This window comes from Neisseria bergeri, assembly GCA_003044455.1.
GTDB classification, from domain to species: domain Bacteria; phylum Pseudomonadota; class Gammaproteobacteria; order Burkholderiales; family Neisseriaceae; genus Neisseria; species Neisseria bergeri.
This window is the reverse complement of the sequence record POWY01000020.1, coordinates 1-23,842: the sequence shown is the minus strand read 5'-3', so window position 1 is coordinate 23,842 and position 23,842 is coordinate 1. Positions and strand designations below refer to the sequence as shown.

The following is a 23,842-nucleotide window of genomic DNA, read 5'->3' as shown; positions in this document are numbered from 1 at the left end:
TCGGGTATCCGGGGAGGATTAAGGGGGGTATTTGGGTAAAATTAGGAGTGATTGGTGGCGAAAACAGCCGAAAACCTGTGTTGGGGGGTTTCGGCTGTTGGGGGAAAAGGAATTTTGCAAAGGTCTCAGCTTGAGTTTCCATATTATTCCTTTGTCTGTCATAGGTTTTGTGTAACGTATTTTACTCTGTCATCAGTTTTTATGTTTTTGTTCTTTTGAAAATTATTAAAAAAGGCCGTCTGAAAGTTTCAGACGGCCTTTGCCTTTATTCGGATTAAACCTTACTTCGCTCCTTTAAACCCACGCTTCAAATGCACCATCAGCAGTGCGACGGCGGCAGGCGTTACGCCGGAAATGCGGCTTGCCTGCCCGACGGTTTCGGGTTTGTGCTGGTTGAGCTTTTGCTGTACTTCTGCCGACAAGCCTTTGACTTTGCCGTAATCGATGCCGTCGGGCAGTTTTAAGGTTTCGATGTCGCGGCGGCTGTCGATTTCTTCGTTTTGGCGGTCGATATAGCCTTGGTATTTGACTTGGATTTCGACTTGTTCGACCACTTCGGCGGCGAGGTTTTCAGACGGCATCGCGCCTTCTAGCGTCATCAGCGCGGCGTAGTCGAGGTTGGGGCGGCGCAGGAGGTCGTGCAGGTTGGCTTCGCGGCTGAGTTTTTGTCCGAACACGCGGATTTGTTCGCTTTCGGCGAGTTTTTGCGGCGCGTACCACGTTGTTTTCAAACGTTGGATTTCGCGTTCGACGGCTTCGCGTTTTTCGTTGAACATACGCCATTGCGCTTCACCCACCAAGCCGATTTTGTAGCCGTCTTCGGTCAGGCGCATATCGGCGTTGTCTTCCCTGAGTTGCAGGCGGTATTCGGCGCGGCTGGTGAACATGCGGTAGGGTTCGTTCACGCCTTTGGTGATGAGGTCGTCCACCAATACGCCGAGGTAGGCTTGTTCGCGGCGCAGCAGGAGCGGGTCTTGTTCGCGGACGTATTGCACGGCGTTCGCACCGGCGAGCAGACCTTGCGCGGCGGCTTCTTCGTAGCCGGTCGTGCCGTTGATTTGCCCGGCGAAAAACAGTCCGGCAATGGTTTTGGTTTCGAGGCCGGCCTTGAGGTTGCGCGGGTCGAAGTAGTCGTATTCGATGGCGTAGCCGGGGCGCAGGATATGGGCGTTTTCCAAACCTTTCATACTGCGGACGAGGGCGATTTGGATGTCGAACGGCAGGCTGGTGGAGATACCGTTGGGGTAGTATTCGTGCGTGGTCAGACCTTCGGGTTCGAGGAAAATCTGGTGGCTGTCTTTGTCGGCGAAGCGGTTGATTTTGTCTTCGATAGACGGACAATAACGCGGGCCCACGCCTTCGATTTTGCCGGTAAACATCGGGCTGCGGTCGAAGCCTGAACGGATGATGTCGTGGGTTTGCGTGTTGGTATGCGTAATCCAGCAGGACATTTGGCGCGGGTGCATATCGGCGTTGCCGCGCACGGACATTACCGGAACGGGCGTGTCGCCGGGCTGTTCGGTCAGTTGGGAAAAGTCAATCGTGCGTCCGTCAATACGCGGCGGCGTGCCGGTTTTCAGACGGCCTTGCGGCAGGTTCAATTCACGCAAGCGACCACCGAGCGATTTGGCGGCGGGGTCGCCGGCGCGGCCGCCTTCGTAGTTTTCCAAACCGATGTGGATTTTGCCGGACAAAAACGTGCCGGCGGTCAACACCACGGCGCGTGCTTTAAACTCCACACCCATCGCGGTAACCACGCCGCTGATGCGTTCGCCTTCGAGCGTTACGTCTTCGACGGCTTGTTGGAAAAGGTCGAGGTTTTCTTGGTTTTCCAACATTTCGCGAATGGCGGCTTTGTACAAAATGCGGTCCGCCTGCGCGCGCGTGGCTCGCACTGCCGCGCCTTTGCTGGCGTTCAGGCGGCGGAATTGGATACCTGATTTGTCGGTCGCCAACGCCATTGCGCCGCCGAGCGCGTCGAGTTCGCGCACCAAATGCCCTTTGCCGATGCCGCCGATGGAAGGGTTGCACGACATTTGTCCGAGCGTTTCGATATTGTGTGTGAGCAAAAGCGTCTGCGCGCCCATGCGTGCGGCGGCAAGCGCGGCTTCCGTGCCTGCGTGGCCGCCGCCGACGACGATGACGTCGTAGGTTTTGGGGTAAATCATGTGGGTCATGTGTGTATTGCCTGACGGTGTTTCAGACGGCATTCCAAGCAGGATGCCGTCTGAAAAACGAAATGGATTCAAAAGTAAAGGGTTGGGATTGTACGCTTGTTCGCCCTGTTTTTATAGTGGATTAAATTTAAACCAGTACGGCGTTGCCTCGCCTTGCCGTACTATTTGTACTGTCTGCGGCTTCGTCGCCTTGTCCTGATTTTTGTTAATCCACTATACAGTGCGCAGAAAGGGAAAAGCCGCTTCGCGGGGAAGCGGCTCCGGTAAGGGCGGGATTTACCAAACGTCGGATTTGATGCGGCGTTTCAGGCCCGGATGTTCGGAAAGTTTGAACTCGGGGTCTTTGCCCATTTTCAGCTTGGCGGTGTAATCGCGCAGCAGCATGAATGCCAGTGGCGAGAGCAGCAGGATGGCGACGAGGTTGATCCACGCCATAATGCCCATTGCCATATCCGCCATATCCCATACCAAAGGCACATTGGCAACCGCGCCGAAATAGACCCACGCCAAAACCAGCATACGGAAAACGGTGGTAATCAGCCAATGGCTTTTGATGAATTGGACGTTGGACTCGGCATAGGCATAGTTGCCGATAACGGTGGAAAAGGCAAACATAAACAGGATGACGGCGAGGAAGCCCGCGCCCCATTGCCCCACTTGGCTGACAATCGCCGCCTGCGTCAGTGCCGCACCGCTCAAATCGCCGTAAGGCTGTTGGTAAATCAGGACGATAAAGGCGGTACACGAACAGACGATGATGGTATCGACGAACACGCCCAGCATTTGAATCATCCCTTGCGAAACAGGGTGTTTCACTTCGGCGGCGGCGGCGGCGTTCGGCGCGGAACCCATACCCGCCTCGTTGGAATACAGGCCGCGTTTGATGCCCATCATCATGGTGGTTGAAATCAGGCCTCCGAGGAAGCCGCCGCCCGCCGCTTCGGCATTAAACGCGTTGCCGAAAATCTGACCGAATACGTCGGGAATCAGGGAAATATTGGTAACAATAATGAAGAGTGCCATGACGAGGTATAAAACCGCCATCAGGGGCACGACGATTTCCGCCGCTTTAGATACGCGCCGGATGCCGCCGAAGATAATCGGCGCGGTTAAAATCACCAGGGCAACGCCGACATAATGAGGCTCCCAGCCCCACGCCGCTTTGACGGTATCGGCGATGGTATTGGTCTGAACCGCTTCAAACACAAAGCCGAAGCAGAAAATCAGGCTCAAGGCGAACAACACGCCCAGCCATTTCTGCCCCAGGCCTTGCGTGATGTAGTAGGCGGGGCCGCCCCGGAAATGGTGGTTGTCGTAGTCGCGGACTTTAAACAGCTGCGCCAGCGAAGATTCGACAAACGCCGAACTCATACCGATTAAGGCGGTTACCCACATCCAAAACACCGCGCCCGGCCCGCCGAGCTTGATGGCGATGGCCACGCCCGCGATGTTGCCCACGCCCACGCGGCTGGCGAGTCCGGTTACAAATGCCTGAAACGGCGTGATGCCGTGAGGGTCGTCCCCCCGTTTGCGACCGCCGAGCATTTCTTTGATGCTGCGTCCGAGCAGGCGGAATTGGACAAAACCCGTGGCGACGGTGAAGAAAATCCCCGTGCCCAAAAGCATATAGACCAAGTACGACCACATCGGATCGTTGATGGCGCCGACCCAGCCGTGCAGCCATTCGGTAAAGTTTCCGTTCATATTGCTTCCTTAAAGTTGAAACCCGCACATATGGCGGTATGTAAGCAGGGTTTAAATTTTGTAAACGCCTATTCTAGCAGATTGTCAACAAAATCAGAAAAATTTACATCGCCGCGCGCCTGCGGCGTTAGAATCGCATTTTGTTTGGAGCAGACACGATGAAACAGCCTGTTTTTGCCGTTACCTCGGGCGAGCCCGCCGGCATCGGCCCCGATATTTGTTTGGACTTGGCATTTGCACGCCTGCCCTGCCGCTGCGCGGTATTGGGCGACAAAAACCTGTTGCGCGCGCGCGCCGAAGCCTTGGGCAAAAGCGTCGTCCTGCGCGATTTCGATCCGGTCGGGGACGGCGCGGCATACGGAGAGCTGGAAGTGCTGCACATCCCGACCGCCGAAGCGGTTGAGGCGGGCAAACTCAATCCCGCCAACGCCGCCTATGTGCTGCAACTTCTAGACACCGCGCTCACAGGCATTTCAGACGGCATTTTCGACGGCATCGTTACCGCGCCGCTGCACAAAGGCATCATCAATGACGCGCGCGCAAGCACAGGTTTTTTCAGCGGACACACCGAATATCTGGCGGAAAAAAGCGGCACGGGGCAGGTTGTCATGATGCTTGCCGGCAAAGGCCTGCGCGTCGCCCTCGTAACGACCCACCTGCCGCTGAAAGACGTTGCCGCCGCCATTACGCGGCCGTTGATTGAAAGCATCGCACGCATTTTGCATCACGACTTAAAACACAAATTCGGCATCAAAAATCCCAAAATCCTCGTTGCCGGACTCAACCCCCACGCCGGCGAGGGCGGACACCTCGGACACGAAGAAACCGACACCATTATCCCCGCATTGGAAAACCTGCGCCGCGAAGGGATAAACCTTGCCGGCCCGTATCCGGCGGATACCTTGTTCCAACCGTTTATGCTCGAAGGTGCGGATGCCGTATTGGCGATGTACCACGACCAAGGGCTGCCCGTGTTGAAATACCACAGCTTCGGACAGGGCGTGAACATCACGCTGGGGCTGCCCTTTATCCGCACCTCCGTCGATCACGGCACCGCGCTTGATCTGGCGGCAACCGGCAGGGCGGATTCCGGCAGCCTGATAACTGCCGTGGAGACCGCCGTCGAAATGGCGCGCGGCAGCCTTTAAAGATGATAAAAGACCCGTCATTCCCGCGCAGGCGGGAATCCATACCTTAAGGCAGCGGCAATATTCAAAAATTATCTGAAAGTTTAGAGGTTCTAGATTCCCGTTTTCACGGGAATGACGGAATGTTGAGGTAATCCAGACCTTTGGGCGGCGGCAATATTTAAAGATTATCTGAAAGTTTGAGGTTCTAGATTCCCGTTTTCACGGGAATGACGGAATGTGGCGGTAAGCACGGGAATGACGGAATGTTGCGGGAATCCGGTTTGTTCGGTTTTGGTTTTTTTTTGAGGTTTCGGGCAACTTCTAAACCGTCATTCCCGCGCAGGCGGGAATCCGGACCTTAAGGCAGCGGCAATATTCAAAGGTTATCCGAAAGTTTGAGGTTCTAGATTCCCGTTTTCACGGGAATGACGGAATGTGGTGGGAATGACGGGAATGACGAAAGGTTGCGGGAATGACGGGAATGACGAAGTTTCAGACGGCATTGCAGGTATCCGAATCTATGTAAAAAAGAGGTTCTGCGAAACAGAACCTCTTTTTGCCGCCGTCGGTTCAGCCTTGCCGGGTTTCGACTTGGATCATTTCTTCGGCAGGGACGATTGCGGCTTCAGACGGCTTGGGCTGTTCGGAACGGCGCAAACCGCGTCCGGCTTGGACTTCGGGTTGTGCCGCCCATGCCTTCAATGCGGCAGGGTCGGTTTCGATCAGGACGAGTCCGCCGGTTTGTGCGGTTTCCCGTGCCTGTTCCGCCGCAGCCGTAAAGGTTGCGGTTTCAGACGGCATTTCCTGTGCTTCGGCTTTCGGTGCTACGCCTTCGGGAAGGATGGCGGCGGCGGCACGGCGGATTTTTTCCGCCGCATCATAAACCAGTGCGTCGTTGTTTGAAACGGCGGGAGATGCTGTCTGAACGGGTGTGGCGATGAGCGGATCGGCAATGCTGACGGTAATCGGCGCGTTTGCGTCGGTTTCGCCGAAAACGTGTGCGGCGGCGGAACGGACTTTGTCGGCGGTGTCGTGAATATTCAGGTACTGCTCGATTTTGGCGGCAGACGGAATATTGCGTTTTTTGCCGTTTTGACGGCGGTCGCGCTGATTGTTGCGTTCGCGGCGTTCTTTGGCATCGCGGCTGTCGCGTTCGCGGCGGTTGCGTTCGGATTTGGGCTTGCTGCCTTTGTCTTCTGCGGTATGCGGTTCGGACGGCGTGTCTTCCGCTGTCTGAACGGCTGTTTCGGCAACGGCGGCTGTTTCCGGCGTGGTTTGGCCGCGTTCGCTGCGGCTGCCGTTGCGGCGGCGTTTGCCGGTCTGCACTTCGGTTTCGGACGGTGCGCCATCTGCAACGGGTGCGGCAGGCTGTACGTTGCGGTCTTGGATTTCCGCTTCGTTGGCGCGTTCGGCGGCACGGTTGCCGCGTTCGTTGCGGCGGCGGTTGCCGTTGTTGCGCGTTTCGGCTTTGTCGGCACGCGCTTCCTGTCCGGCAGTTTTGCCTGCCACTTCGCGGACTTCTACTTTGCTGCCTTCGCGTTTGCTGCGGCGCGGGTTTTGGCGGCGGTTGTTGGCGCGGCTGCCGCTGCGGTTTGCCGTGCTGCGTTTTTCGGAGGTTTCGGCAGCGGGCGCGGCTTGGGTTTCGCTGCCGCCGAAAATGCGTTTGAGCCATGCTTTGAAGCTGTCCCACCAGGAGGTTTTTTTCTCGGGGGCGGCAGTCGGGGCGGGGCTGGTGTGGCGCACGCCTTTGACGGCGGGTTCGGGACGGGCGGCTTTGGCTTTTTCGCCGCCGAACGGTTTGGCGGATTCGTCTTCTTCAGGCTCGGCAACGCGCTTGTAGCTCGGTTCGCCGTCTTCTTCTACGTCGTCGGTGCGGATGCGATTGATTTCGTAGTGCGGATTTTCGAGGTGGATGTTCGGAATCAGGACGACGTTGACATCCAAACGCTCTTCCATCGCAAACAGCTCGGCGCGTTTTTCGTTCAGCAGGAAGGTGGCGACATCGACGGGCACTTGTGCGTGTACTTCGCCGGTGTTGTCTTTCATTGCTTCTTCTTGAATGATGCGCAAAACGTGTAGGGCGGTGGATTCGATGCCGCGGATGACGCCGGTGCCGGCACAGCGCGGACACGCAACATGGCTGCTTTCGCCCAAAGCCGGTTTCAAACGTTGGCGGCTCAATTCCAAAAGTCCGAAGCGGGACAGTTTGCCCATTTGCACGCGGGCGCGGTCTTTTTTGAGCGCGTCGCGCAGGACGTTTTCCACATCGCGCTGGTGTTTCGGATTTTCCATGTCGATGAAGTCGATGACGACCAAACCGCCCAAGTCGCGCAGGCGCATTTGTCGGGCGACTTCTTCGGCGGCTTCCATATTGGTTTTGAAAGCGGTGTCTTCGATGTCCGCGCCGCGTGTGGCACGTGCGGAGTTCACGTCGATGGAGACGAGGGCTTCGGTGTGGTCGATCACAATCGCGCCGCCGGAAGGCAGGCTGACGCTGCGCGAGAACGCGCTTTCGATTTGGTGTTCGATTTGGAAGCGGGAAAACAGCGGCGTGTGGTCTTCGTAGAGTTTCAGACGGCCTATATTGCCCGGCATGACGTAGCTCATGAACTCGGAAACTTGGTCGTAAACTTCTTGATTGTCCACCAGAATTTCGCCGATGTCGGGGCGGAAATAGTCGCGGATGGCGCGGATGAGCAGCGAGCTTTCCATAAAGAGCAGGTAGGGGTCGTGATGCGCTTTTCCTGCTTCTTCAATCGCCTGCCAGAGTTGTTTGAGGTAGTTCAAGTCCCATTCCAACTCTTCCGCGCTGCGGCCGATGCCTGCGGTGCGGGCGATGATGCTCATGCCGTTCGGAATGTCGAGTTGCGTCATAGCGGCTTTGAGTTCTTGACGCTCTTCGCCTTCGATACGGCGGGACACGCCGCCGCCGCGCGGATTGTTGGGCATCAGTACGAGATAGCGTCCTGCGAGGCTGATGAAGGTGGTCAGCGCCGCACCTTTGTTGCCGCGTTCGTCTTTTTCGACTTGGACGATGACTTCCATGCCTTCTTTGAGCACGTCCTGAATGCGCGCGCGCGCGCCTTCGTAGTCTTGGAAGTATGAGCGGGAGACTTCTTTAAACGGCAAGAAGCCGTGGCGGTCGGTTCCGTAATCGACGAAACACGCTTCCAGCGACGGCTCGATGCGGGTAATGATGCCTTTGTAGATATTGCCTTTGCGCTGTTCTTTGCCCAGCGTTTCGATGTCCAAATCCAGCAGGTTTTGTCCGTCGACGATGGCAACGCGCAGCTCTTCGGCCTGCGTTGCGTTGAATAACATTCTTTTCATGATCACCTCGTGGACGGGCGGCATTCGGGCGCGCCGGTCCGGTTCGGCATTCCGTAAGGCTGGGTTTTCCGATGTCTTCGGATAAAACCGGTAATCAGTTTTTGAGTTGAAAATCCGCAGGGATGCACGTTCCGGAGAACCGTGTGCGGAAGTGTCGGATAAAGAAGGCTATAAAGATCGATGCGGCGGTCTGTCTGCCGCGTTCCGAGCGGTATGGTCGGAAAAATGGGTGCCGGCTTCTTCTTGTTATCGTGATGCCTGTGTTTTCGGGCGGTTTGCGTTCGGGACTTGGGACCCCGCTGCCGTCTTACTTCCGCGCCGAAACGGCAAAATCAATTCAAACTTGATTACGTTCTGCGCCTGCCGGCTTGGAACAGGCGCAGGGAAAATGCTTTGCGGAGTGCGTTTTTAATATAAAATTCCGTTTTAAAGTAAACCGTTTCAGGGGGCGCGGCGGGCGCGCTTTTTGCTGAAACGGATGTTCGGATTATAGATGAAAACGCACGAAATAAGCAAAGGTTCGGTCAGCCTGATAGGGGTTGCCGAACACGAGGCGGGGCAACGCCTTGATAACTATCTGATAAAAATCCTCAAGGGCGTGCCCAAGAGCCATATCCACCGTATTATCCGCGCCGGCGAGGTGCGGTTGAACAAGAAACGCTGCAAACCGGACAGCCGTATTGCGGAGGGAGATACGGTGCGGATTCCGCCTGTGCGCGTGGCGGAGCGCAAGATGCCGTCTGAAAGGTGTGCCGCCGTACCGGCGCGTGCGTTTGAGATGGTGTATGAGGACGACGCGCTGCTGGTGGTCAATAAGCCTTCCGGCGTGGCGGTACACGGAGGCAGCGGCGTGAGTTTCGGGGTTATCGAGCAGTTGCGCCGCGCCCGTCCGGAGGCGAAGTATTTGGAGTTGGTCCACCGTTTGGACAAGGATACGAGCGGCTTGTTGATGGTGGCGAAGAAACGCAGCGCGCTCGTCAAACTTCACGAAGCCATCCGTAACGACCACCCCAAAAAAATCTACCTTGCGCTGGGGATGGGCAAACTGCCGGACGACAATTTCCATGTCAAACTGCCCCTGTTCAAATATACCGGCGCACAAGGCGAAAAGATGGTACGCGTCAGCGAGGACGGGCAGGCTGCGCATACGGTGTTCCGTGTGTTAAGCCGTTTTTCAGACGGCATTTTGCACGGTGTCGGGCTGTCGCACCTGACTTTGGTGCGGGCAACGCTGAAAACCGGTCGCACGCACCAAATCCGCGTCCACCTGCAATCTCAAGGCTGTCCGATTGCGGGCGACGAACGCTACGGTGATTATCAGGCGAACCGTCGTTTGCAGAAGTTGGGTTTGAAGCGGATGTTTTTGCACGCGTCCGAGCTGCACTTGAACCATCCGCTCACGGGTGAGCCGCTGGTGTTGAAGGCGGAGCTGCCGCCGGACTTGGCGCAGTTTGCGGTGATGTTGGAAAACGGGACGAAAATGTGAACCCCGATGCCGTCTGAAGCCTTCAGACGGCATCGGGACGTGAAAGTATGTGGGGACAGACGAATATGGCTGATAAAAAAAGCCCTTTGATTGCCGTCAGTGTCGGCGAAGCGTCGGGCGACCTGTTGGGGGCGCACCTGATACGCGCCATCCGAAAGCGTTGCCCGCAGGCGCGGTTTACCGGCATCGGCGGGGAACTGATGAAGGCGGAAGGTTTCGAGAGCCTTTATGATCAGGAGAGGCTGGCGGTGCGCGGCTTTGTCGAAGTGGTCAGGCGGCTGCCGGAAATTTTACGGATACGCAGGGGGCTGGTACGGGATTTGCTGTCGTTGAAACCTGATGTCTTTGTCGGTATCGATGCGCCCGATTTCAATTTGGGTGTGGCTGAAAAGCTGAAACGGGCGGGCATTCCGACCGTGCATTATGTCAGCCCGTCGGTTTGGGCGTGGCGGCGGGAACGTGTGGGCAAAATCGTGCATCAGGTCAACCGCGTGCTGTGCCTGTTCCCGATGGAGCCGCAGCTTTATCTTGATGCGGGCGGACGTGCGGAGTTTGTCGGTCATCCGATGGCGCAGCTTATGCCCTTGGAAGACGACCGTAAAACGGCGCGGCAAACTTTGGGCGTGGATGCCGGCATCCCCGTATTCGCCTTGCTGCCCGGCAGCCGCGTCAGCGAAATCGATTATATGGCGCCGGTGTTTTTTCAGACGGCATTATTGTTGTTGAAACGCTATCCTGCCGCACGCTTCCTGCTGCCTGCCGCAACTGAGGCGACGAAGCGGCGTTTGGCGGAAGTTTTGCAGCGGCCGGAGTTTGCCGGATTGCCGCTGACGGTAACCGACAGACAGTCTGAAACGGTGTGCAGGGCGGCGGATGCGGTGCTGGTAACGAGCGGTACGGCGACTTTGGAGGTGGCGCTGTGCAAGCGTCCGATGGTCATCAGCTACAAGATTTCGCCGCTGACCTATGCTTATGTGAAACGCAAAATCAAAGTGCCGCATGTCGGCCTGCCGAATATCCTGTTGGGTAAGGAGGCCGTGCCGGAATTATTGCAATCTGAAGCAAAACCGGAAAAACTGGCGGCGGCGTTGGCGGACTGGTACGAACACCCCGATAAGGTTGCCGCGCTGCAACGGGATTTCAGGGCGTTGCACCTACTGTTGAAAAAAGATACGGCGGATTTGGCCGCGCGCGCGGTTTTGGAAGAGGCGGGATGTTGGGCGGTTAATGGATTATCTTCCTGAAGCAGCACATATTATAAAAAAAGGGGGAGAAATTGTGATTAATGGCACATCAAACAATAAGTATTTAAGAGGAATTCCAAATGAAGCAGAACTGGCCCGAATGGGATTAAGGTTAAAATATAATGGTCCGTTAACTGATTAATTTTGTTATATATGATTTATGATTATAGCTTATACTAACATCCCATTCAGCATCCATCGCCAGCAGCTTGTAGGCGCGGTGCAGAATCAGCAGGTGTTGCGTCCTTTTCAAGATGGCTTCCGCGTCGGTCTTTTCCCGCGCTTCGGCTTTGGTGTCCTTGGCATCTTCGTGGGCGAAAACGAAGCCGTTTTTTACCATATCGCGGTCTTGGTGCGCTTTCATCCAAGCATTGAACAGGTCGGCATCCACGTTGTAGGTAATGCCGTGTCCGCCGATGATGTTGGAAGCGTTTGCGCCGTTCAACTCTACCGACTTGCCGCCGACTTCGATAATCAGACCGTTGGGCAGTTTGCAGCCGACGGTTACAGTTTTTTGTTTTGCCATTTGGGTTCTCCAATAAAAAAGCAGCCTGAAAGATTTCAGGCTGCTTATATGCAGGTTACTATTTCTTTTCGGGCGGATCGGGCGGAATGAAAAGAAAAACCGCACCGAGAATAAGGGGAAGCAGAAATCGGGTATAGGGATACAACGGATGATCGACATGCCAATGGCTGTATCTCCCTTCAGGAATAATGTCGTATTCGTAAGTATCGGGGAAGAAGTTGATCCATACTGTCACAATTACCCAGATAGTGAGCTTTCTATGGTTGGCTACCCACCGCGCCGGCTTGCTGTTGCGGATGCTTTCCGGTACCACTTTTTCCCATATCCAATGCAAAAACAGCAGAGTCCACTTACCCCTCATACCTGCCCCCCCTGCGGTTACAAGCCCAGCAGTTCGATTTCGACTTTTGAACGCCAACGGGCTTGTGCCGTAACAATACACATTCTTAATTTTCGGTCTGCCGCGCTGTATTTAATCCAGCTTTTAATAAAAGCCTTCAATACTTTGAGCGCGTTGTTAAGGCCGACTGCTTTATTAAACCCCAATCGTTTGATTTCCTTAGCGGTTTTATCCCTGCCTTTGCTGATCAGGTATTCATCAAACGGCACGTTGCCGAAAAGCAGCTTCAGCTCGTCCGGAAGCTGTTCCATAACGCTGCCGGCAATGCCGTCAGCCAGTACGGCCAGCGGTTTCAAACGCTCATGGCATGCGCCGATTTCGGAGAACATCTGATCGGCCATACCGATACGCTTACTTACCTTGTTTCATTTGTTCTTCGTAAATTTCTATTTTAGGCAATTGTGTCAGTTCAATAGGACATGTTGCTCCCCACCAAAAATGTTCTACATAAAACCAAGGATTATCTGGAAAATATAGCAACATCTCTTCCATATCCGGCCAAATTCTTCTTAATTCATCTACCTGTGTTTTTGGCGAACCAGTTAATATTTTTGGAGGATTTTCACGATAATCGCATAATTCAATAACACCATCTGATAAAAGTTCTTCCAAAAAATCAAAAAATCTAATTTTTAAATTTGGATCTTTGATATCCATATTTAAATAATTTTTATAAACACCAAAAATACCACCTAAATATTCACAATATTCTAAAAGATTATATTTTATCTTCACATTCATAACGTAACCTTTATCTAAATTTTAATTCTAATCTTTGCCCACGTACTGAATCAGGTTGATTCCTAAACTCAATCGTCCATTTTGCTCCAGTTTGTTCTCGGCTAGTTGAAAAATTCCTTAAAATGAAGGAAGAGTTTAAACAACTGAAATTTCATAAGAGTAGTGGAACCAACTTGGACTCAAAAAATCTTAAAACCATTGTTTTTGAAAAGGTAAAATAATATGACAACTTATACTATTCCAAGAAAAGATTATCAATTTCTGTATATATATGAGGGCACTCTATTAAACTATACTTTGAAAAACGATGAATTTCATATCATCGTCAATTGTGTGGATTATCCAGATTTACCTCAAGAGCTCCCTACCCCCAGTTATTCAGACTGGGTAAAAATTAAATTCAAGCAGTTCAGCTATCTAAAATTTAGATATGGATACGCTACAAAGAGCCAAGATATAAATATCGATAATACATTGGAGCTTGGCGAATTAAAGCAAGATGATGAAATCTGGGATTATGGAGGTGCGCTGGAATTGATAGGCGGTAGGTATGATCTTCCGACCGGTTTTAGCATAGATATAGTTTGCCGGGAAATAGAGTTAGAATTTTTAGATCAGGAGAGTTTTAATTAAACGAGCCGTAACTTGTTATGCTGCGCAGGCAACTTTATCGTATTTCCTTTTCGGTTGAAACCCCGCCACTCGGACATCTGTCCTTCGGGGCGGTAGAATCAGACTTTATTTGGGAGGGGCGTAACCCCTTCCGAATCAGGGCAACACATAGGGCGACGCTTTATGTGTCGTCCTGTGTGTTGAAACATTGATATGCCGATACGGAGCCTGTCGGCAAAATGCCGTCTGAAAATATCTTTTCAGACGGCATTTTGTATGGGGGTTAACGGTTGTTCAGCCCGAGTACGTCCTGCATATCGTACAACCCCGTTTTGCCGTTTACCCAAACTGCGGCGCGGACGGCACCGGCGGCAAAGGTCATGCGGCTGCTGGCTTTGTGGGTGATTTCCACGCGTTCGCCGTCGGTGGCGAAGAGGGCGGTGTGGTCGCCGACAATGTCGCCTGCGCGGACGGTGGCAAAGCCGATGGTGGACGGATCGCGCGGACCGGTGTGGCCTTCGCGGCCGTAAACGGCGCATTGTTTGAGGTCGCGGCCGAGCGCGCCTGCGATGACTTCACCCATGCGTAATGCGGTGCCGCTGGGGGCATCAACTTTGTGGCGGTGGTGGCCTTCGATGATTTCGATGTCGTAGCCTTCGTTTAATACGCGGGCGACGGTGTCGAGGATGTGGAAGGTGAGGTTGACGCCGACGCTGAAGTTGGCGGCGAAGACAACGCCTGTTTTTTCGCCTGCGGCTTGGATGGCGGCTTTGCCCGCATCGTCGAAGCCTGTTGTGCCGATGATGATGTTGACTTGTTTTTCAACGCATTTTTGCAGGTGTTTGAGGGTCGGCTCGGGGCGGGTAAAGTCGATGAGTACGTCGCTTTGTGCGAGAACGGCGTCAACGTCGTCTGAAATGGCGATGCCGGTTTTGAGTCCGACGGCGTAGCCTGCGTCCAGCCCGAGGGTTTCTGAGCCTGAGTGTTCGAGCGCGCCGGAAAGGACGGTGTCGGGATGGTTGTTGACGGCTTCAACCAATACGCGTCCCATACGGCCGTTTGCGCCGGCGATGGCGATTTTGAGCGGTGTCATGTGTGTTCCTTATGGTTTGTCTGTGTTTTGTTTCGCGCGGAGGGCTTCGGCGGCATTTTGGAGGGCGTCGCCTTCGGTGCGGACGAGTACGCCGTTTTCAAAATAGACGGTCAGGTTGCTGCGGTCTTTGATGATGCCGTTGCGGGAGGTGTTGAAGGTATAGTCCCAGCGGTCGGTATGGAATGCGTTGTGCAACATGGGGCTGCCGAGCAGTAGCAGGACTTGGTCTTTGGTCATGCCGGCGCGGAGGGAGGCGACGGCGCGGGGTTCGAGTTCGTTGCCCTGTATGATTTTGAGTTTGTACGAGGGGAACAGTGAAACGCGTTCGACGCTGCACGCGGTCAGGCTGAACAGGGCGGAAAGGACGAGTATGAGGGTTTTGTTCACGAGAGAACCTTTCTGTGCAAATCGGGATGTCTAGTGTAGCACTGCTTGAATATTTTATAAAAGCGAACGATAATCATACGCTTAAGCGGTATTTCACCCTGTCTGTGTCCGACTGCCCGTCCGCCGTTGCGGTTTTGCTATTGCAAACTGCTATGGTGTGATAGTGGGCAAGCAGGCTGAAATTGCGTATTATAGCGTCTATTATTTTACAGGGATATTGAATATTATGGAAAAATTCAGCAACATTGCGCAACTGAAAGACAGTGGACTGAAAGTTACCGGTCCGCGTTTGAAGATTTTGGATTTGTTCGAGACTCATGCGGAAGAGCATTTGAGTGCCGAGGATGTGTACCGTATTTTGTTGGAAGAGGGTGTGGAAATCGGTGTGGCAACGATTTACCGTGTGCTGACCCAGTTTGAGCAGGCGGGCATTCTGCAACGCCACCATTTTGAAACGGGCAAGGCGGTTTATGAGTTGGACAAGGGCGACCACCACGACCACATCGTCTGCGTGAAGTGCGGCGAGGTTACGGAGTTCCACAATCCCGAAATCGAGGCCCTGCAGGACAAAATCGCGGAAGAAAACGGCTACCGCATCGTTGATCACGCGCTTTATATGTACGGCGTGTGCAGCGACTGTCAGGCCAAGGGCAAACGTTAAATCCGGACGGTTTGTTGTTCAGACGGCATTCATGATTTTGGATGCCGTCTGTGTTTTTGGAGAACTGCCATGCGTATTCCGCTGCTTGCCCCTGACAATTATGCCTTTCCCGATCCTGCCTATGCTTTGGCCCGGTGCGACGGGCTGGTCGGCGTGAGCGGCGATTTGGATGCGGGGCGGCTGCTCGAGGCGTATCGGAACGGCGTGTTTCCTTGGTTTTCGCGGGACGGTTGGTTTTTTTGGTATGCGGTCTCGGCCCGCGTGCGGTAATTGTTCCCGAACGTCTGCACGTTCCGCGCTCGCTGGCGAAAACGCTGCGCAACGGCAGCTATCGGGTTACGGTCAACGGCTGTTTTGCGGAAGTGGTCGCGCATTGTGCGGCAGCGGCGCGCCCGAATCAGGACGGGACTTGGATTGCGCCCGAGTTTCAGACGGCATATTTGAAGCTGCACGAAATGGGACTCGCGCATTCGTTCGAGTGCCATTATCCCGATGAAAACGGTAAAACGAGGTTGGCGGGCGGGTTTTACGGCGTGCAGATCGGCAGCGTGTTTTATGGCGAGTCGATGTTTGCGTTGCAGTCGGATGCGTCAAAAATCGCGTTTGCCTGCGCCGTGCCGTTTTTGGCGGATTTGGGCGTGGGACTGATAGACTGCCAGCAGGACACGGAACATATGCGCCGTTTCGGTTCGGAGCTGCTGCCGTTTGCGGATTTTGCCGAACGTCTGCGGATGTTGAACGCCGTGCCGTTGAAAGAGGAAATCGGGCGGCGCGAAGTGGCGTGCAAGGGGCTTTGATGGCGGCTTATGCTTCGGTCAGGTTCAAATATGGTGGATTATAGTGGATTAAATTTAAACCAGTACGGCGTTGCCTCGCCTTGCCGTACTATTTGTACTGTCTGCGGCTTCGTCGCCTTGTCCTGATTTAAATTTAATCCACTATAAAATTGGAAATGACGACAGCCGGGTAAAATCACGGTGAAAAATGCCGTCTGAAACTTGAAAACATCGGGTTTCAGACGGCATTTTGTTTGACGGTTTGTTGCTTATTTGAGCGGGCGCACTTCAAGTCCGAACATACGGCGTGCGGTGTTCAGCATTTGGCAGCTGAAGCCCCATTCGTTGTCGTACCAAGCGAACACTTTGACCATATTGCCGTCGACGACTTTGGTCAGCGTTGCGTCGAAGTGGCTGGCTTCGGTGGTGTGGTTGAAGTCCATGGAAACCAATGGCAGGGTGTTGTAGCCCAAAACGCCTTTGAGCGCGCCTGCTTCCGAGGCGGCTTTCATCAGTGCGTTGATTTCTTCGACTGTGGTGTCGCGCGCGGCTTGGAAGCTCAAATCTACCAAGGATACGTTGACGGTCGGCACGCGGATGGCGAGTCCGTCGAGTCTGCCTTTCAATTCGGGCAGGACCAAACCGACGGCTTTTGCCGCGCCGGTTTTGGTCGGAATCATGTTTTCCACGCCGCTGCGGGCGCGGCGCAGGTCTTTGTGGCGCACGTCGGTAACGGTTTGGTCGTTGGTCAGCGCGTGGATGGTGGTCATCGCGCCTTTGACGATGCCGACGCTTTCGCTCAACACTTTGGCAACCGGCGAGAGGCAGTTGGTGGTGCAGGAAGCGTTGGAGACGACGGTCATGTCGGCGGTCAGGACGCTGTCGTTCACGCCGTACACGACGGTTGCATCGACATCGTCGCCGCCCGGTGCGGAAATGAGGACTTTTTTCGCGCCGCTTTCGAGGTGGATTTTGGCTTTTTCTTTGCTGGTGAACGCGCCGGTGCATTCCATAACCAAATCGACACCGAGTTCTTTCCACGGCAGTTCGGCAGGGTTGCGGGTCGAGAAGAAGGGGATTTTGTCGCCGTTGACGATGAGGTGGCCGCCGTCGTGGGATACGTCGGCATCGAAACGTCCGTGTACGGTGTCGAATTTGGTCAGATGGGCGTTGGTTTCAAGGCTGCCGCTGGCGTTGACGGCGACGATTTGGAGCTGGTCTTGAATCTGGTAGTCGTAGATGGCGCGCAAAACCTGGCGGCCGATGCGTCCGTAGCCGTTGATGGCGACTTTGATGCCCATGGTTTGTTCCTTTGTTGGGGGGTTGGGTAGATTTTCGGGGCGGATTATAGCAAATTTGTAGTGGCGTGTAATTAATATTTTATTGAAAACAGCGCAGCCGGAAGGGTGGGCGGTAAGGTGCGGACGGCACGGGTGCGGCGGACGGAGAGTTTGATAAAATGCCGTCTGAAACGGTTTTCAGACGGCATTTCGGGGAAGGGTCAGGAGGCGGTGTTTTGTGCGGTTTCCTGTTTGGCTTTGTATTGCTTGAGGTATTCGAGGGCGGCGGCTTTTTCGCTGTCGCTGCCGTATTTCATATCGCGTTGGGCGCGGCGCAACTCGGCGCGTTCGCGGGCTTCGGCTATCTGTTTTGCCTGATAGCCTTGGCGGTTGTCGGCGGCAACGAGGCGGTCTTGTTGGGTTTGCGCTTTTGCCATGGCTTTGGCGATGAGGTCGGCGGGGTTGAACGACGGTTTTTCCGGTGTGTCGGGCGTTTGCGGACGCGCGTTGCGGACGGCGGCTTCGCGTTCGGCAAGCATGGCTTTGCGTTCGTCGGCTTCGCGCTGTTTGCGTTCGTTGCGTTTGAGGTAGCGCGCACGCGCGTGTTCGGCGGCGGCAAAACGGCTGTCGGCGGACAGGCTGAAACGGCGCGCTCGCGGCAGGACGGTGTCGGCAACGGGCTGCATATGGATGCAGTCCACGGGGCAGGGGGCGACGCAGAGTCCGCAGCCGGTGCATTCGTCGGCGATGACGGTGTGCATAAGTTTGCCCGCGCCCATAATGGCATCGGCAGGGCAGGCGCGGATGCAGGCGGTGCAGCCGATGCAGGCGGTTTCGTCTATCTGGGCGAGTGCTTTGGCTTGGGTTTTGGCGGGTGCGACAAGGGGTTTGCCGAGCAGGGCGGCAAGGTCGCGGACGACGGCCTCACCGCCCGGGGCGCAGAGGTTGTACGCTTCGCCTGTTGCGACTGCCTGTGCGTAGGGCAGGCAGCCGTCGTAGCCGCATTCGCGGCATTGGGTTTGGGGAAGCAGGCGGTCTATGGCGGCGGCTGTGGCGGTCATGTCGGTGTGCGGCTCAAAATCGAAAGGGCGTATTTTAGCAGAATTGTATGCCGCAACTGTTTCGGACGATGTGTAGTGTTTTGTTATAATGCGGCGGCGTATGCCGTTTCAGACGGCATTTTGTCTGTTTTTCCTGTTCGGACGGCCTATGAACGAATTTTCGCTTGCTCCTATTGTGATTGTTTTGCTGGTGTCGGTCATTACGGTGATCCTGTGCCGTAAGTTTAACATTCCCTCCATGCTGGGTTACCTGCTGGTGGGCTTTTTGGCGGGACCCGGTATGCTCAGCCTGATTCCGAAAAGCCATGCGACGGATTATTTGGGCGAAATCGGGATTGTGTTCCTGATGTTCAGCATCGGTTTGGAGTTCTCGCTGCCCAAATTGAGGGCGATGAGGCGGCTGGTGTTCGGTCTGGGCGGTTTGCAGGTCGGCATTACGATGCTGTCGGTAATGGGCATACTGATGCTGACGGGCGTGCCGTTCAATTGGGCGTTTGCCGTGTCGGGCGCGTTGGCGATGTCGTCCACGGCGATTGTGAGCCGGATTTTGTCGGAAAAGACGGAATTGGGGCAGCCGCACGGTCAGATGGCGATGGGCGTGTTGTTGATGCAGGATATTGCCGTTGTTCCGCTGATGATTCTGATTCCTGCGTTGTCGGGGAATGGCGGGGAAGGCAGCCTGTGGGTGGCACTAGGCCTTGCCGGATTGAAAATGCTGATTACGCTGGGCGTATTATTCGTTGTCGGCAGCAAAGTCATGTCGCGCTGGTTCAGGTTAGTTGCCAAACGCAAGTCGTCTGAACTGTTTATGATAAATGTTCTGCTGGTAACTTTGGGTGTGGCTTATCTGACTGAGCTGGAAGGTTTGTCTATGGCGTTGGGCGCATTCGTTGCCGGCATGCTGCTTTCGGAAACGGAATACCGTTTCCAGGTGGAAGACGACATCCGTCCGTTCCGCGACATCTTGCTCGGCTTTTTCTTTATCACGGTCGGCATGAAGCTGGACATTCAGGCATTGGTCGGCGGCTGGCGGCAGGTATTGATGCTGTTGGCAATGCTGCTGGTGTTGAAGGCACTGGTTGTGTTTGCCATTGCCTTCAAAATGAAACATTCGGTCGGCGACAGCCTCAAAACGGCTTTGTATCTCGCGCAAGGCGGCGAGTTCGGCTTCGTGATGTTGGCCATTGCCGGGCAGCTTGATATGGTTTCGCCCGAATTGGAACAGGCGGCGACGGCGGCGGTTCTGCTGTCGATGATTATCGCGCCCTTCCTCTTGGGCGGCAGCGATGCGCTGGTCGGACGTTTGGTCAAGTCGAGCTGGGACATGAAGTCGCTCGATCTGCACAGTATGCTGGTAGAAACCATGAGCAAGTCCGACCATGTGCTGATTGTCGGTTTCGGCAGGGGCGGGCAGACGGTCGGGCGCGTCCTTGCCCAAGAGGATATTCCGTATTTCGCGCTCGACTTGGACATTGCGCGCGTGCAGGTAGCCAGAAGTGCGGGCGAGCCGGTGTCGTTCGGCGATGCGAAACGCAGGGAAGTATTGGAAGCCGCCGGTCTGGGACGGGCGAAAATGGTGGTGGTTACGCTCAACAATATGCACGAAACGCAACACGTTTTAGACAATGTGCTGTCCATGTATCCCAATATGCCTGTGTATGCGCGCGCCACCGACGACGATTATGTGAAAACGTTTACCGATATGGGCGCGGAAGAGGCTGTGTCCGACACTAAAGAAACCGGACTCGTGCTGGCAGGCTATGCGATGTTGGGCAACGGCGCGTCGTACCGGCACGTCTATCAGACGATGGCAAATATCCGCCACAGCCGTTATGCCGCGTTAGAGGGGCTGTTTGTCGGCAGCGACGACGAAGCGGGATTCGGTGAAAACGGAAAAACGGTTTGCCGCCATGCTTTTTCTTTGGTGCAAGAGGCTTATGCTGTCGGAAAAACAATCGGCGCACTGCCTTTGGACAGGCACGGCATCAAACTGCTGTTCGTCCGCCGCCGTACCGCGAGGATTGAAAATCCCGTTCCTTCCTTTGTTTTGGAAGGCGGAGACATATTGGTCGTCGTCGGCAAAAAGGATGAAATTATTTCGTTTGAAAACTGGAGTTTGCAAGGCGATTGAATAGACCGGTCAAATAATGCTTGCATGAAGGCCGATTATTTGGTCTAATAACGTTTTCGCAAATCGCAGGGGTGATTAGCTCAGTTGGTAGAGCGTCTGCCTTACAAGCAGAATGTCGGCGGTTCGACTCCGTCATCACCCACCAAGTTTCCTTTCATTGTTGCAAACAATGGATGCGCGGTGGTAGCTCAGTTGGTTAGAGTACCGGCCTGTCACGCCGGGGGTCGCGGGTTCGAGCCCCGTCCGCCGCGCCAAGTTTCACAATACTGACTCTGTCGGTATTTTTTATACACGGGTGATTAGCTCAGTTGGTAGAGCGTCTGCCTTACAAGCAGAATGTCGGCGGTTCGACTCCGTCATCACCCACCAAGTTTCCTTTCATTGTTGCAAACAATGGATGCGCGGTGGTAGCTCAGTTGGTTAGAGTACCGGCCTGTCACGCCGGGGGTCGCGGGTTCGAGCCCCGTCCGCCGCGCCAAGTATTGAAAATACCGACCTTAGGGTCGGTATTTTTTCGTCTGCCCGATTTGATGGGTTTGTCTGTTTTGGGTCTGTTTTGCCCGGATATTGCCGTTTTAATCCGGTTTTTTATCATTGGATGGTATTTCCGATACGGATTCGGACAGTTGTTGCGTGCTGTTCTGATGTTGCTTACTGTCGTATCAATGGGCAGGAGGATGCTTGCGGATTTTATGGCTTTCTTTCTTGCCGTTTTGTGGGTTGAAATGTCGGCGGATATGTCGGATGTTTTTGAAAATGCCGTCTGAAGGTTTCAGACGGCATTTTTGTCAGGCGGTTTCGGGTTCGCGGATGGGGAGGTTGAGGAGGGCGGCAGTTCCGGCCAGCAGTGCATCGGCGTACCACATCCAGCCGTAGTCGCCGAATTGTGTGATGACGATGCCGCCGATGTATGAGCCGAGGAATCCGCCGATTTGGTGGCTGAGCATCGTCAGTCCGAACAGGGTGGCGAGGTAGCGCGTGCCGAAGAGTTTGCCGGTAATGGAGGCGGTCGGCGTGACGGTGGCGAGCCATGTGAATCCGAGTGCGGCGGCGAAAATATAGAAATTAAAGTCGGTCTTGGGCGAAAAAATGTAGATGAGTATCATCGCGGCGCGCGAGGTGTACAGTCCGAACAGGACGTATTTGCCCCGAACGCGGCTTGTGCACCAGCCTGAGAACACGCAACCGGCGATGTTTGCCAGTCCGATGATGGCGATGGATGTCGAGGCGACGGTGGCGGGCAGTCCGCACAGGGCGACTTCCGTGGGTAGGTGGGTTACGAGAAAGGCGATGTGGAAGCCGCAGGCGAAAAAGCTCAGGTGCAGCAGGATGTAGCTTGGGGTTTTGAAGGCGGTTTTGACTGCTTCTCCGAGGCTTTGTCCGTGTGTGGCTTGGGCGTGTTGGGTGTGGGCGGTGTTGTTGCCGCCGGCAAGCCACCATGAGACGGGCAGAATCAGCAGGGCGATTGCGCCCCAAACGTAAAATGTACCCGTCCAGCCGACTTCGGGCAGGACGACGAGTCCTTGAACCAGCGGTGCGAACAGGAATTGTCCTGCCGAACCGCCTGCGTTGACCAGTCCGGATGCCAAGCCGCGTTTGTGTGCGGGGACTTGGGCGGCAACCTGCCCCATAATGATGGAGAAACCGCCTGAGCCTGTGCCGAATGCGAGCAGTAGCCCGACGGCAATCATCAGCCCCCAATAAGTCGGGATGTTGGGGGCAATCAGGCAGGCGCAGACGAGCAGGACGGCACCGCCGCTTAATACCCTGAACGCGCCGAAACGGTCGGCAAGCGCGCCGGACAATGGTTGCGATATGCCCCACATCAGTTGGAAAACGGCGATGATGAGGCTGAATTGGGCAATGCTCAATTCGGTGGTGTTGACGACGGGTTGGACGAACAGTCCGAGCGTCATCCTCATGCCGATGGTAATCAGCAGGATGAATGCGGCGGCGGCAATGACCGCCCAGAGTTTGGGTGTTTTCGATGCGGTGTGCGTCATAATGTGTATTTTGAGTCGGTTAATTTTGCGGATTTTAACAAACCGGATGATTCGGGCTAAATAATTCCTGATTCTTTGGATATAGCTAGCTCGAAGGTACGGGCAAATGCCGTCTGAAAGGGCTTAATGGGCATTTGCGGTTCGGGTTAATATTTGTGCCGTATTTGTTAATTCCGGTTAGTACAACAGGTCGGGCGGGGACGGTGCGAGCCGCCGGCCGGTTTTGCACGGGCGGCAATGATGCCCGGCGCAAGGTGCGCCGTTTCGGGAGGCGTGTGTGATGGGTTTTCTGATTGGTTTGAGCCGCAACCTGACGCGGTTTACGGCTTTGGTCATTTTGCTTGCGTCGGCGGTTGCGTTTATCGGACAGGTTTCGTTTGTATGGGTCAGGAGCGATGTTCAGGCTTTGGTGTCGGGCATCATTATGCTGGGTATGGGGATGACTTTGGGCAGGGAGGACTACCGGATTTTGGCGCAGCGTCCTTTGGATGTGTTTATCGGTGCGGCGGCGCAATATACCGTGATGCCGCTGCTCGCCATCGGTATTGCCAAGCTGTTCGATCTTTCGCCTGGGCTGACTTTGGGGCTGGTGTTGGTGGGGGCGTGTCGTCCAATATTATGGGCTTCCTTGCCAAAGGCGATGTGGCGTTTTCAGTCGGGATGACGACGGTGTCCACGGTGCCGGCTCCGGCCGTCACGCCTTTGTGGATGACCTGCCTGACCGGTCAGACGGTGGATATGGACGGTTGTGGGATGTTCCGGTTCAGTGCCGTAGCAACTGTATTTTTGCCCGAGGGGGTGAAAAATACAGTTGCTACGACCCACCCTACATCCTCCCCTGCACAACACCTTACGACCGCTGAAAAAATTTCAGGCGGCATTTTTGCCAAATGCAAAAATATCCCGTCATTCCCGCGAAAGCGGGAATCTGGAAACTTAACGTTGCGGCAATTTGTCGGAGACGGCTGAAACTCAAAGGGCTAGATTCCCGCTTTCGCGGGAATGACGGGATATTTTTGCATTTGGCAAAAATGCCGCCTGAAATTTTTTCAGCGGTCGTAAGGTGTTGTGCAGGGGAGGATGTAGGGTGGGTCGTAGCA

At 54.8% G+C, this 23,842-nt stretch carries 20 protein-coding genes, 4 tRNA genes and 2 pseudogenes; 13 read left to right on the top strand and 13 right to left on the bottom strand.

Annotated features, from left to right (window positions below; translation table 11 throughout):
* Positions 1–281: 281 nt before the first annotated feature.
* Positions 282–2,177 carry a tRNA uridine-5-carboxymethylaminomethyl(34) synthesis enzyme MnmG gene (gene mnmG / locus DBY86_RS12120; protein ID WP_107820143.1) on the bottom strand — a complete coding sequence of 632 codons (1,896 nt, stop codon included), beginning with the start codon at positions 2,175–2,177 and terminating at the stop codon, positions 282–284.
* 276 nt (positions 2,178–2,453) lie between these two features.
* Positions 2,454–3,881 carry an alanine/glycine:cation symporter family protein gene (locus tag DBY86_RS12115; protein WP_107820142.1) on the bottom strand — a complete coding sequence of 476 codons (1,428 nt, stop codon included), beginning with the start codon at positions 3,879–3,881 and terminating at the stop codon, positions 2,454–2,456.
* Between the two features lie 158 nt (positions 3,882–4,039).
* Between DBY86_RS12115 and pdxA the strand changes: the two genes are divergently transcribed.
* Positions 4,040–5,029, top strand: a complete 990-nt coding sequence (gene pdxA / locus DBY86_RS12110) for a 4-hydroxythreonine-4-phosphate dehydrogenase PdxA (protein WP_107820141.1) — start codon at positions 4,040–4,042, stop codon at positions 5,027–5,029.
* Between the two features lie 552 nt (positions 5,030–5,581).
* Here the strand turns inward: pdxA and DBY86_RS12105 are convergent.
* A complete protein-coding gene (locus DBY86_RS12105) occupies positions 5,582–8,341 on the bottom strand; it encodes an Rne/Rng family ribonuclease (RefSeq protein WP_107820144.1) in 2,760 nt (919 codons plus the stop codon).
* 493 nt (positions 8,342–8,834) lie between these two features.
* Here DBY86_RS12105 and DBY86_RS12095 point away from each other — a divergent pair, with 493 nt between their 5' ends.
* The 3 genes from DBY86_RS12095 to DBY86_RS13440 are packed head-to-tail and all read left to right on the top strand — an operon-like array spanning position 8,835 to position 11,213.
* The gene (locus DBY86_RS12095; protein WP_107820140.1) at positions 8,835–9,827 is read left to right on the top strand and encodes an RluA family pseudouridine synthase; all 993 of its coding nucleotides are present in this window, start codon (positions 8,835–8,837) and stop codon (positions 9,825–9,827) included.
* Positions 9,828–9,874: 47 nt separating this feature from the next.
* Positions 9,875–11,071: a lipid-A-disaccharide synthase gene (gene lpxB / locus DBY86_RS12090; protein ID WP_107820139.1), complete on the top strand. Its 1,197-nt coding sequence runs from the start codon at positions 9,875–9,877 to the stop codon at positions 11,069–11,071.
* Positions 11,055–11,213, top strand: a complete 159-nt coding sequence (locus tag DBY86_RS13440) for a hypothetical protein (RefSeq protein WP_199901104.1) — start codon at positions 11,055–11,057, stop codon at positions 11,211–11,213. Before lpxB ends, DBY86_RS13440 begins: the two co-directional genes overlap by 17 nt.
* Here DBY86_RS13440 and DBY86_RS12085 read toward each other — a convergent pair.
* Genes DBY86_RS12085 through DBY86_RS12070 form a run of 4 tightly spaced genes read right to left on the bottom strand, consistent with a single transcriptional unit; the run spans position 11,202 to position 12,738 of the window.
* The gene (locus tag DBY86_RS12085) at positions 11,202–11,597 is read right to left on the bottom strand and encodes a hypothetical protein (protein ID WP_234403452.1); all 396 of its coding nucleotides are present in this window, start codon (positions 11,595–11,597) and stop codon (positions 11,202–11,204) included. The genes DBY86_RS13440 and DBY86_RS12085 overlap by 12 nt on opposite strands.
* 58 nt (positions 11,598–11,655) lie before the next feature.
* Positions 11,656–11,958 (bottom strand): hypothetical protein, encoded by a 303-nt coding sequence (locus DBY86_RS12080; RefSeq protein ID WP_107820138.1) that lies wholly within the window; start codon positions 11,956–11,958, stop codon positions 11,656–11,658.
* A 17-nt stretch (positions 11,959–11,975) separates the two neighbouring features.
* Positions 11,976–12,338, bottom strand: a complete 363-nt coding sequence (locus DBY86_RS12075; RefSeq protein WP_107820137.1) for a hypothetical protein — start codon at positions 12,336–12,338, stop codon at positions 11,976–11,978.
* Between the two features lie 10 nt (positions 12,339–12,348).
* Positions 12,349–12,738, bottom strand: coding sequence for a DUF596 domain-containing protein (locus DBY86_RS12070; RefSeq protein WP_002216284.1), 390 nt, complete (start codon positions 12,736–12,738; stop codon positions 12,349–12,351).
* A gap of 222 nt (positions 12,739–12,960) precedes the next feature.
* Between DBY86_RS12070 and DBY86_RS12065 the strand changes: the two genes are divergently transcribed.
* On the top strand, positions 12,961–13,371 hold the full coding sequence (locus tag DBY86_RS12065; RefSeq protein WP_107820136.1) for a hypothetical protein: 411 nt from the start codon (positions 12,961–12,963) through the stop codon (positions 13,369–13,371).
* A gap of 262 nt (positions 13,372–13,633) precedes the next feature.
* Here the strand turns inward: DBY86_RS12065 and dapB are convergent, their stop codons facing one another.
* Together dapB and DBY86_RS12055 are read right to left on the bottom strand one after the other, a co-directional pair.
* Positions 13,634–14,443 carry a 4-hydroxy-tetrahydrodipicolinate reductase gene (dapB, locus tag DBY86_RS12060; protein ID WP_107820135.1) on the bottom strand — a complete coding sequence of 270 codons (810 nt, stop codon included), beginning with the start codon at positions 14,441–14,443 and terminating at the stop codon, positions 13,634–13,636.
* 9 nt (positions 14,444–14,452) lie between these two features.
* Entirely contained in the window at positions 14,453–14,830 is a 378-nt protein-coding gene (locus DBY86_RS12055; protein WP_107820134.1) for an outer membrane protein assembly factor BamE, read from the bottom strand.
* A 226-nt stretch (positions 14,831–15,056) separates the two neighbouring features.
* Here DBY86_RS12055 and fur point away from each other — a divergent pair, with 226 nt between their 5' ends.
* On the top strand, positions 15,057–15,491 hold the full coding sequence (gene fur, locus DBY86_RS12045; RefSeq protein WP_002216289.1) for a ferric iron uptake transcriptional regulator: 435 nt from the start codon (positions 15,057–15,059) through the stop codon (positions 15,489–15,491).
* A 69-nt stretch (positions 15,492–15,560) separates the two neighbouring features.
* A pseudogene (gene aat, locus DBY86_RS12040) lies at positions 15,561–16,288 on the top strand (leucyl/phenylalanyl-tRNA--protein transferase).
* Between the two features lie 248 nt (positions 16,289–16,536).
* Here aat and gap read toward each other — a convergent pair.
* Both gap and DBY86_RS12030 read right to left on the bottom strand, forming a co-directional pair.
* On the bottom strand, positions 16,537–17,568 hold the full coding sequence (gene gap, locus DBY86_RS12035; protein ID WP_107820133.1) for a type I glyceraldehyde-3-phosphate dehydrogenase: 1,032 nt from the start codon (positions 17,566–17,568) through the stop codon (positions 16,537–16,539).
* Positions 17,569–17,768: 200 nt separating this feature from the next.
* On the bottom strand, positions 17,769–18,608 hold the full coding sequence (locus DBY86_RS12030; protein ID WP_107820132.1) for an RnfABCDGE type electron transport complex subunit B: 840 nt from the start codon (positions 18,606–18,608) through the stop codon (positions 17,769–17,771).
* A gap of 148 nt (positions 18,609–18,756) precedes the next feature.
* Between DBY86_RS12030 and DBY86_RS12025 the strand changes: the two genes are divergently transcribed.
* The 5 genes from DBY86_RS12025 to DBY86_RS12005 all read left to right on the top strand — a co-directional run bounded on the left by DBY86_RS12025 (position 18,757) and on the right by DBY86_RS12005 (position 21,217).
* Positions 18,757–20,739 carry a monovalent cation:proton antiporter family protein gene (locus DBY86_RS12025; protein ID WP_107820131.1) on the top strand — a complete coding sequence of 661 codons (1,983 nt, stop codon included), beginning with the start codon at positions 18,757–18,759 and terminating at the stop codon, positions 20,737–20,739.
* A gap of 69 nt (positions 20,740–20,808) precedes the next feature.
* Positions 20,809–20,884 (top strand) — tRNA-Val (locus tag DBY86_RS12020).
* A gap of 32 nt (positions 20,885–20,916) precedes the next feature.
* Positions 20,917–20,993 (top strand) — tRNA-Asp (locus tag DBY86_RS12015).
* 39 nt (positions 20,994–21,032) lie between these two features.
* Positions 21,033–21,108, top strand: a tRNA-Val gene (locus DBY86_RS12010).
* Positions 21,109–21,140: 32 nt separating this feature from the next.
* Positions 21,141–21,217: transfer RNA gene (locus DBY86_RS12005), tRNA-Asp, on the top strand.
* Between the two features lie 310 nt (positions 21,218–21,527).
* On the opposite strand, the gene DBY86_RS11995 is transcribed toward DBY86_RS12005, so the two are convergent.
* Positions 21,528–22,742 (bottom strand): MFS transporter, encoded by a 1,215-nt coding sequence (locus tag DBY86_RS11995; protein ID WP_107820129.1) that lies wholly within the window; start codon positions 22,740–22,742, stop codon positions 21,528–21,530.
* A 280-nt stretch (positions 22,743–23,022) separates the two neighbouring features.
* Here DBY86_RS11995 and DBY86_RS14190 point away from each other — a divergent pair.
* A pseudogene (locus DBY86_RS14190) lies at positions 23,023–23,711 on the top strand (bile acid:sodium symporter family protein).
* On the opposite strand, the gene DBY86_RS13815 reads toward DBY86_RS14190, so the two are convergent.
* A partial coding sequence (locus DBY86_RS13815; RefSeq protein ID WP_234403453.1) for a hypothetical protein occupies positions 23,593–23,842 on the bottom strand: 250 nt, incomplete at its 5' end. The pseudogene DBY86_RS14190 and the gene DBY86_RS13815 overlap by 119 nt on opposite strands.

Excerpts from the sequence above, each read along its gene's own strand:
- mnmG (WP_107820143.1), bottom strand. The coding sequence starts at position 2,177 with ATGACCCACATGATTTACCCCAAAACCTACGACGTCATCGTCGTCGGC.
- DBY86_RS12115 (WP_107820142.1), bottom strand. The coding sequence starts at position 3,881 with ATGAACGGAAACTTTACCGAATGGCTGCACGGCTGGGTCGGCGCCATC.
- pdxA (WP_107820141.1), top strand. The coding sequence starts at position 4,040 with ATGAAACAGCCTGTTTTTGCCGTTACCTCGGGCGAGCCCGCCGGCATC.
- DBY86_RS12105 (WP_107820144.1), bottom strand. The coding sequence starts at position 8,341 with ATGAAAAGAATGTTATTCAACGCAACGCAGGCCGAAGAGCTGCGCGTT.
- DBY86_RS12095 (WP_107820140.1), top strand. The coding sequence starts at position 8,835 with ATGAAAACGCACGAAATAAGCAAAGGTTCGGTCAGCCTGATAGGGGTT.
- lpxB (WP_107820139.1), top strand. The coding sequence starts at position 9,875 with ATGTGGGGACAGACGAATATGGCTGATAAAAAAAGCCCTTTGATTGCC.
- DBY86_RS13440 (WP_199901104.1), top strand. The coding sequence starts at position 11,055 with ATGGATTATCTTCCTGAAGCAGCACATATTATAAAAAAAGGGGGAGAA.
- DBY86_RS12085 (WP_234403452.1), bottom strand. The coding sequence starts at position 11,597 with ATGGCAAAACAAAAAACTGTAACCGTCGGCTGCAAACTGCCCAACGGT.
- DBY86_RS12080 (WP_107820138.1), bottom strand. The coding sequence starts at position 11,958 with ATGAGGGGTAAGTGGACTCTGCTGTTTTTGCATTGGATATGGGAAAAA.
- DBY86_RS12075 (WP_107820137.1), bottom strand. The coding sequence starts at position 12,338 with ATGGCCGATCAGATGTTCTCCGAAATCGGCGCATGCCATGAGCGTTTG.
- DBY86_RS12070 (WP_002216284.1), bottom strand. The coding sequence starts at position 12,738 with ATGAATGTGAAGATAAAATATAATCTTTTAGAATATTGTGAATATTTA.
- DBY86_RS12065 (WP_107820136.1), top strand. The coding sequence starts at position 12,961 with ATGACAACTTATACTATTCCAAGAAAAGATTATCAATTTCTGTATATA.
- dapB (WP_107820135.1), bottom strand. The coding sequence starts at position 14,443 with ATGACACCGCTCAAAATCGCCATCGCCGGCGCAAACGGCCGTATGGGA.
- fur (WP_002216289.1), top strand. The coding sequence starts at position 15,057 with ATGGAAAAATTCAGCAACATTGCGCAACTGAAAGACAGTGGACTGAAA.
- gap (WP_107820133.1), bottom strand. The coding sequence starts at position 17,568 with ATGGGCATCAAAGTCGCCATCAACGGCTACGGACGCATCGGCCGCCAG.
- DBY86_RS12030 (WP_107820132.1), bottom strand. The coding sequence starts at position 18,608 with ATGACCGCCACAGCCGCCGCCATAGACCGCCTGCTTCCCCAAACCCAA.
- DBY86_RS12025 (WP_107820131.1), top strand. The coding sequence starts at position 18,757 with ATGAACGAATTTTCGCTTGCTCCTATTGTGATTGTTTTGCTGGTGTCG.
- DBY86_RS11995 (WP_107820129.1), bottom strand. The coding sequence starts at position 22,742 with ATGACGCACACCGCATCGAAAACACCCAAACTCTGGGCGGTCATTGCC.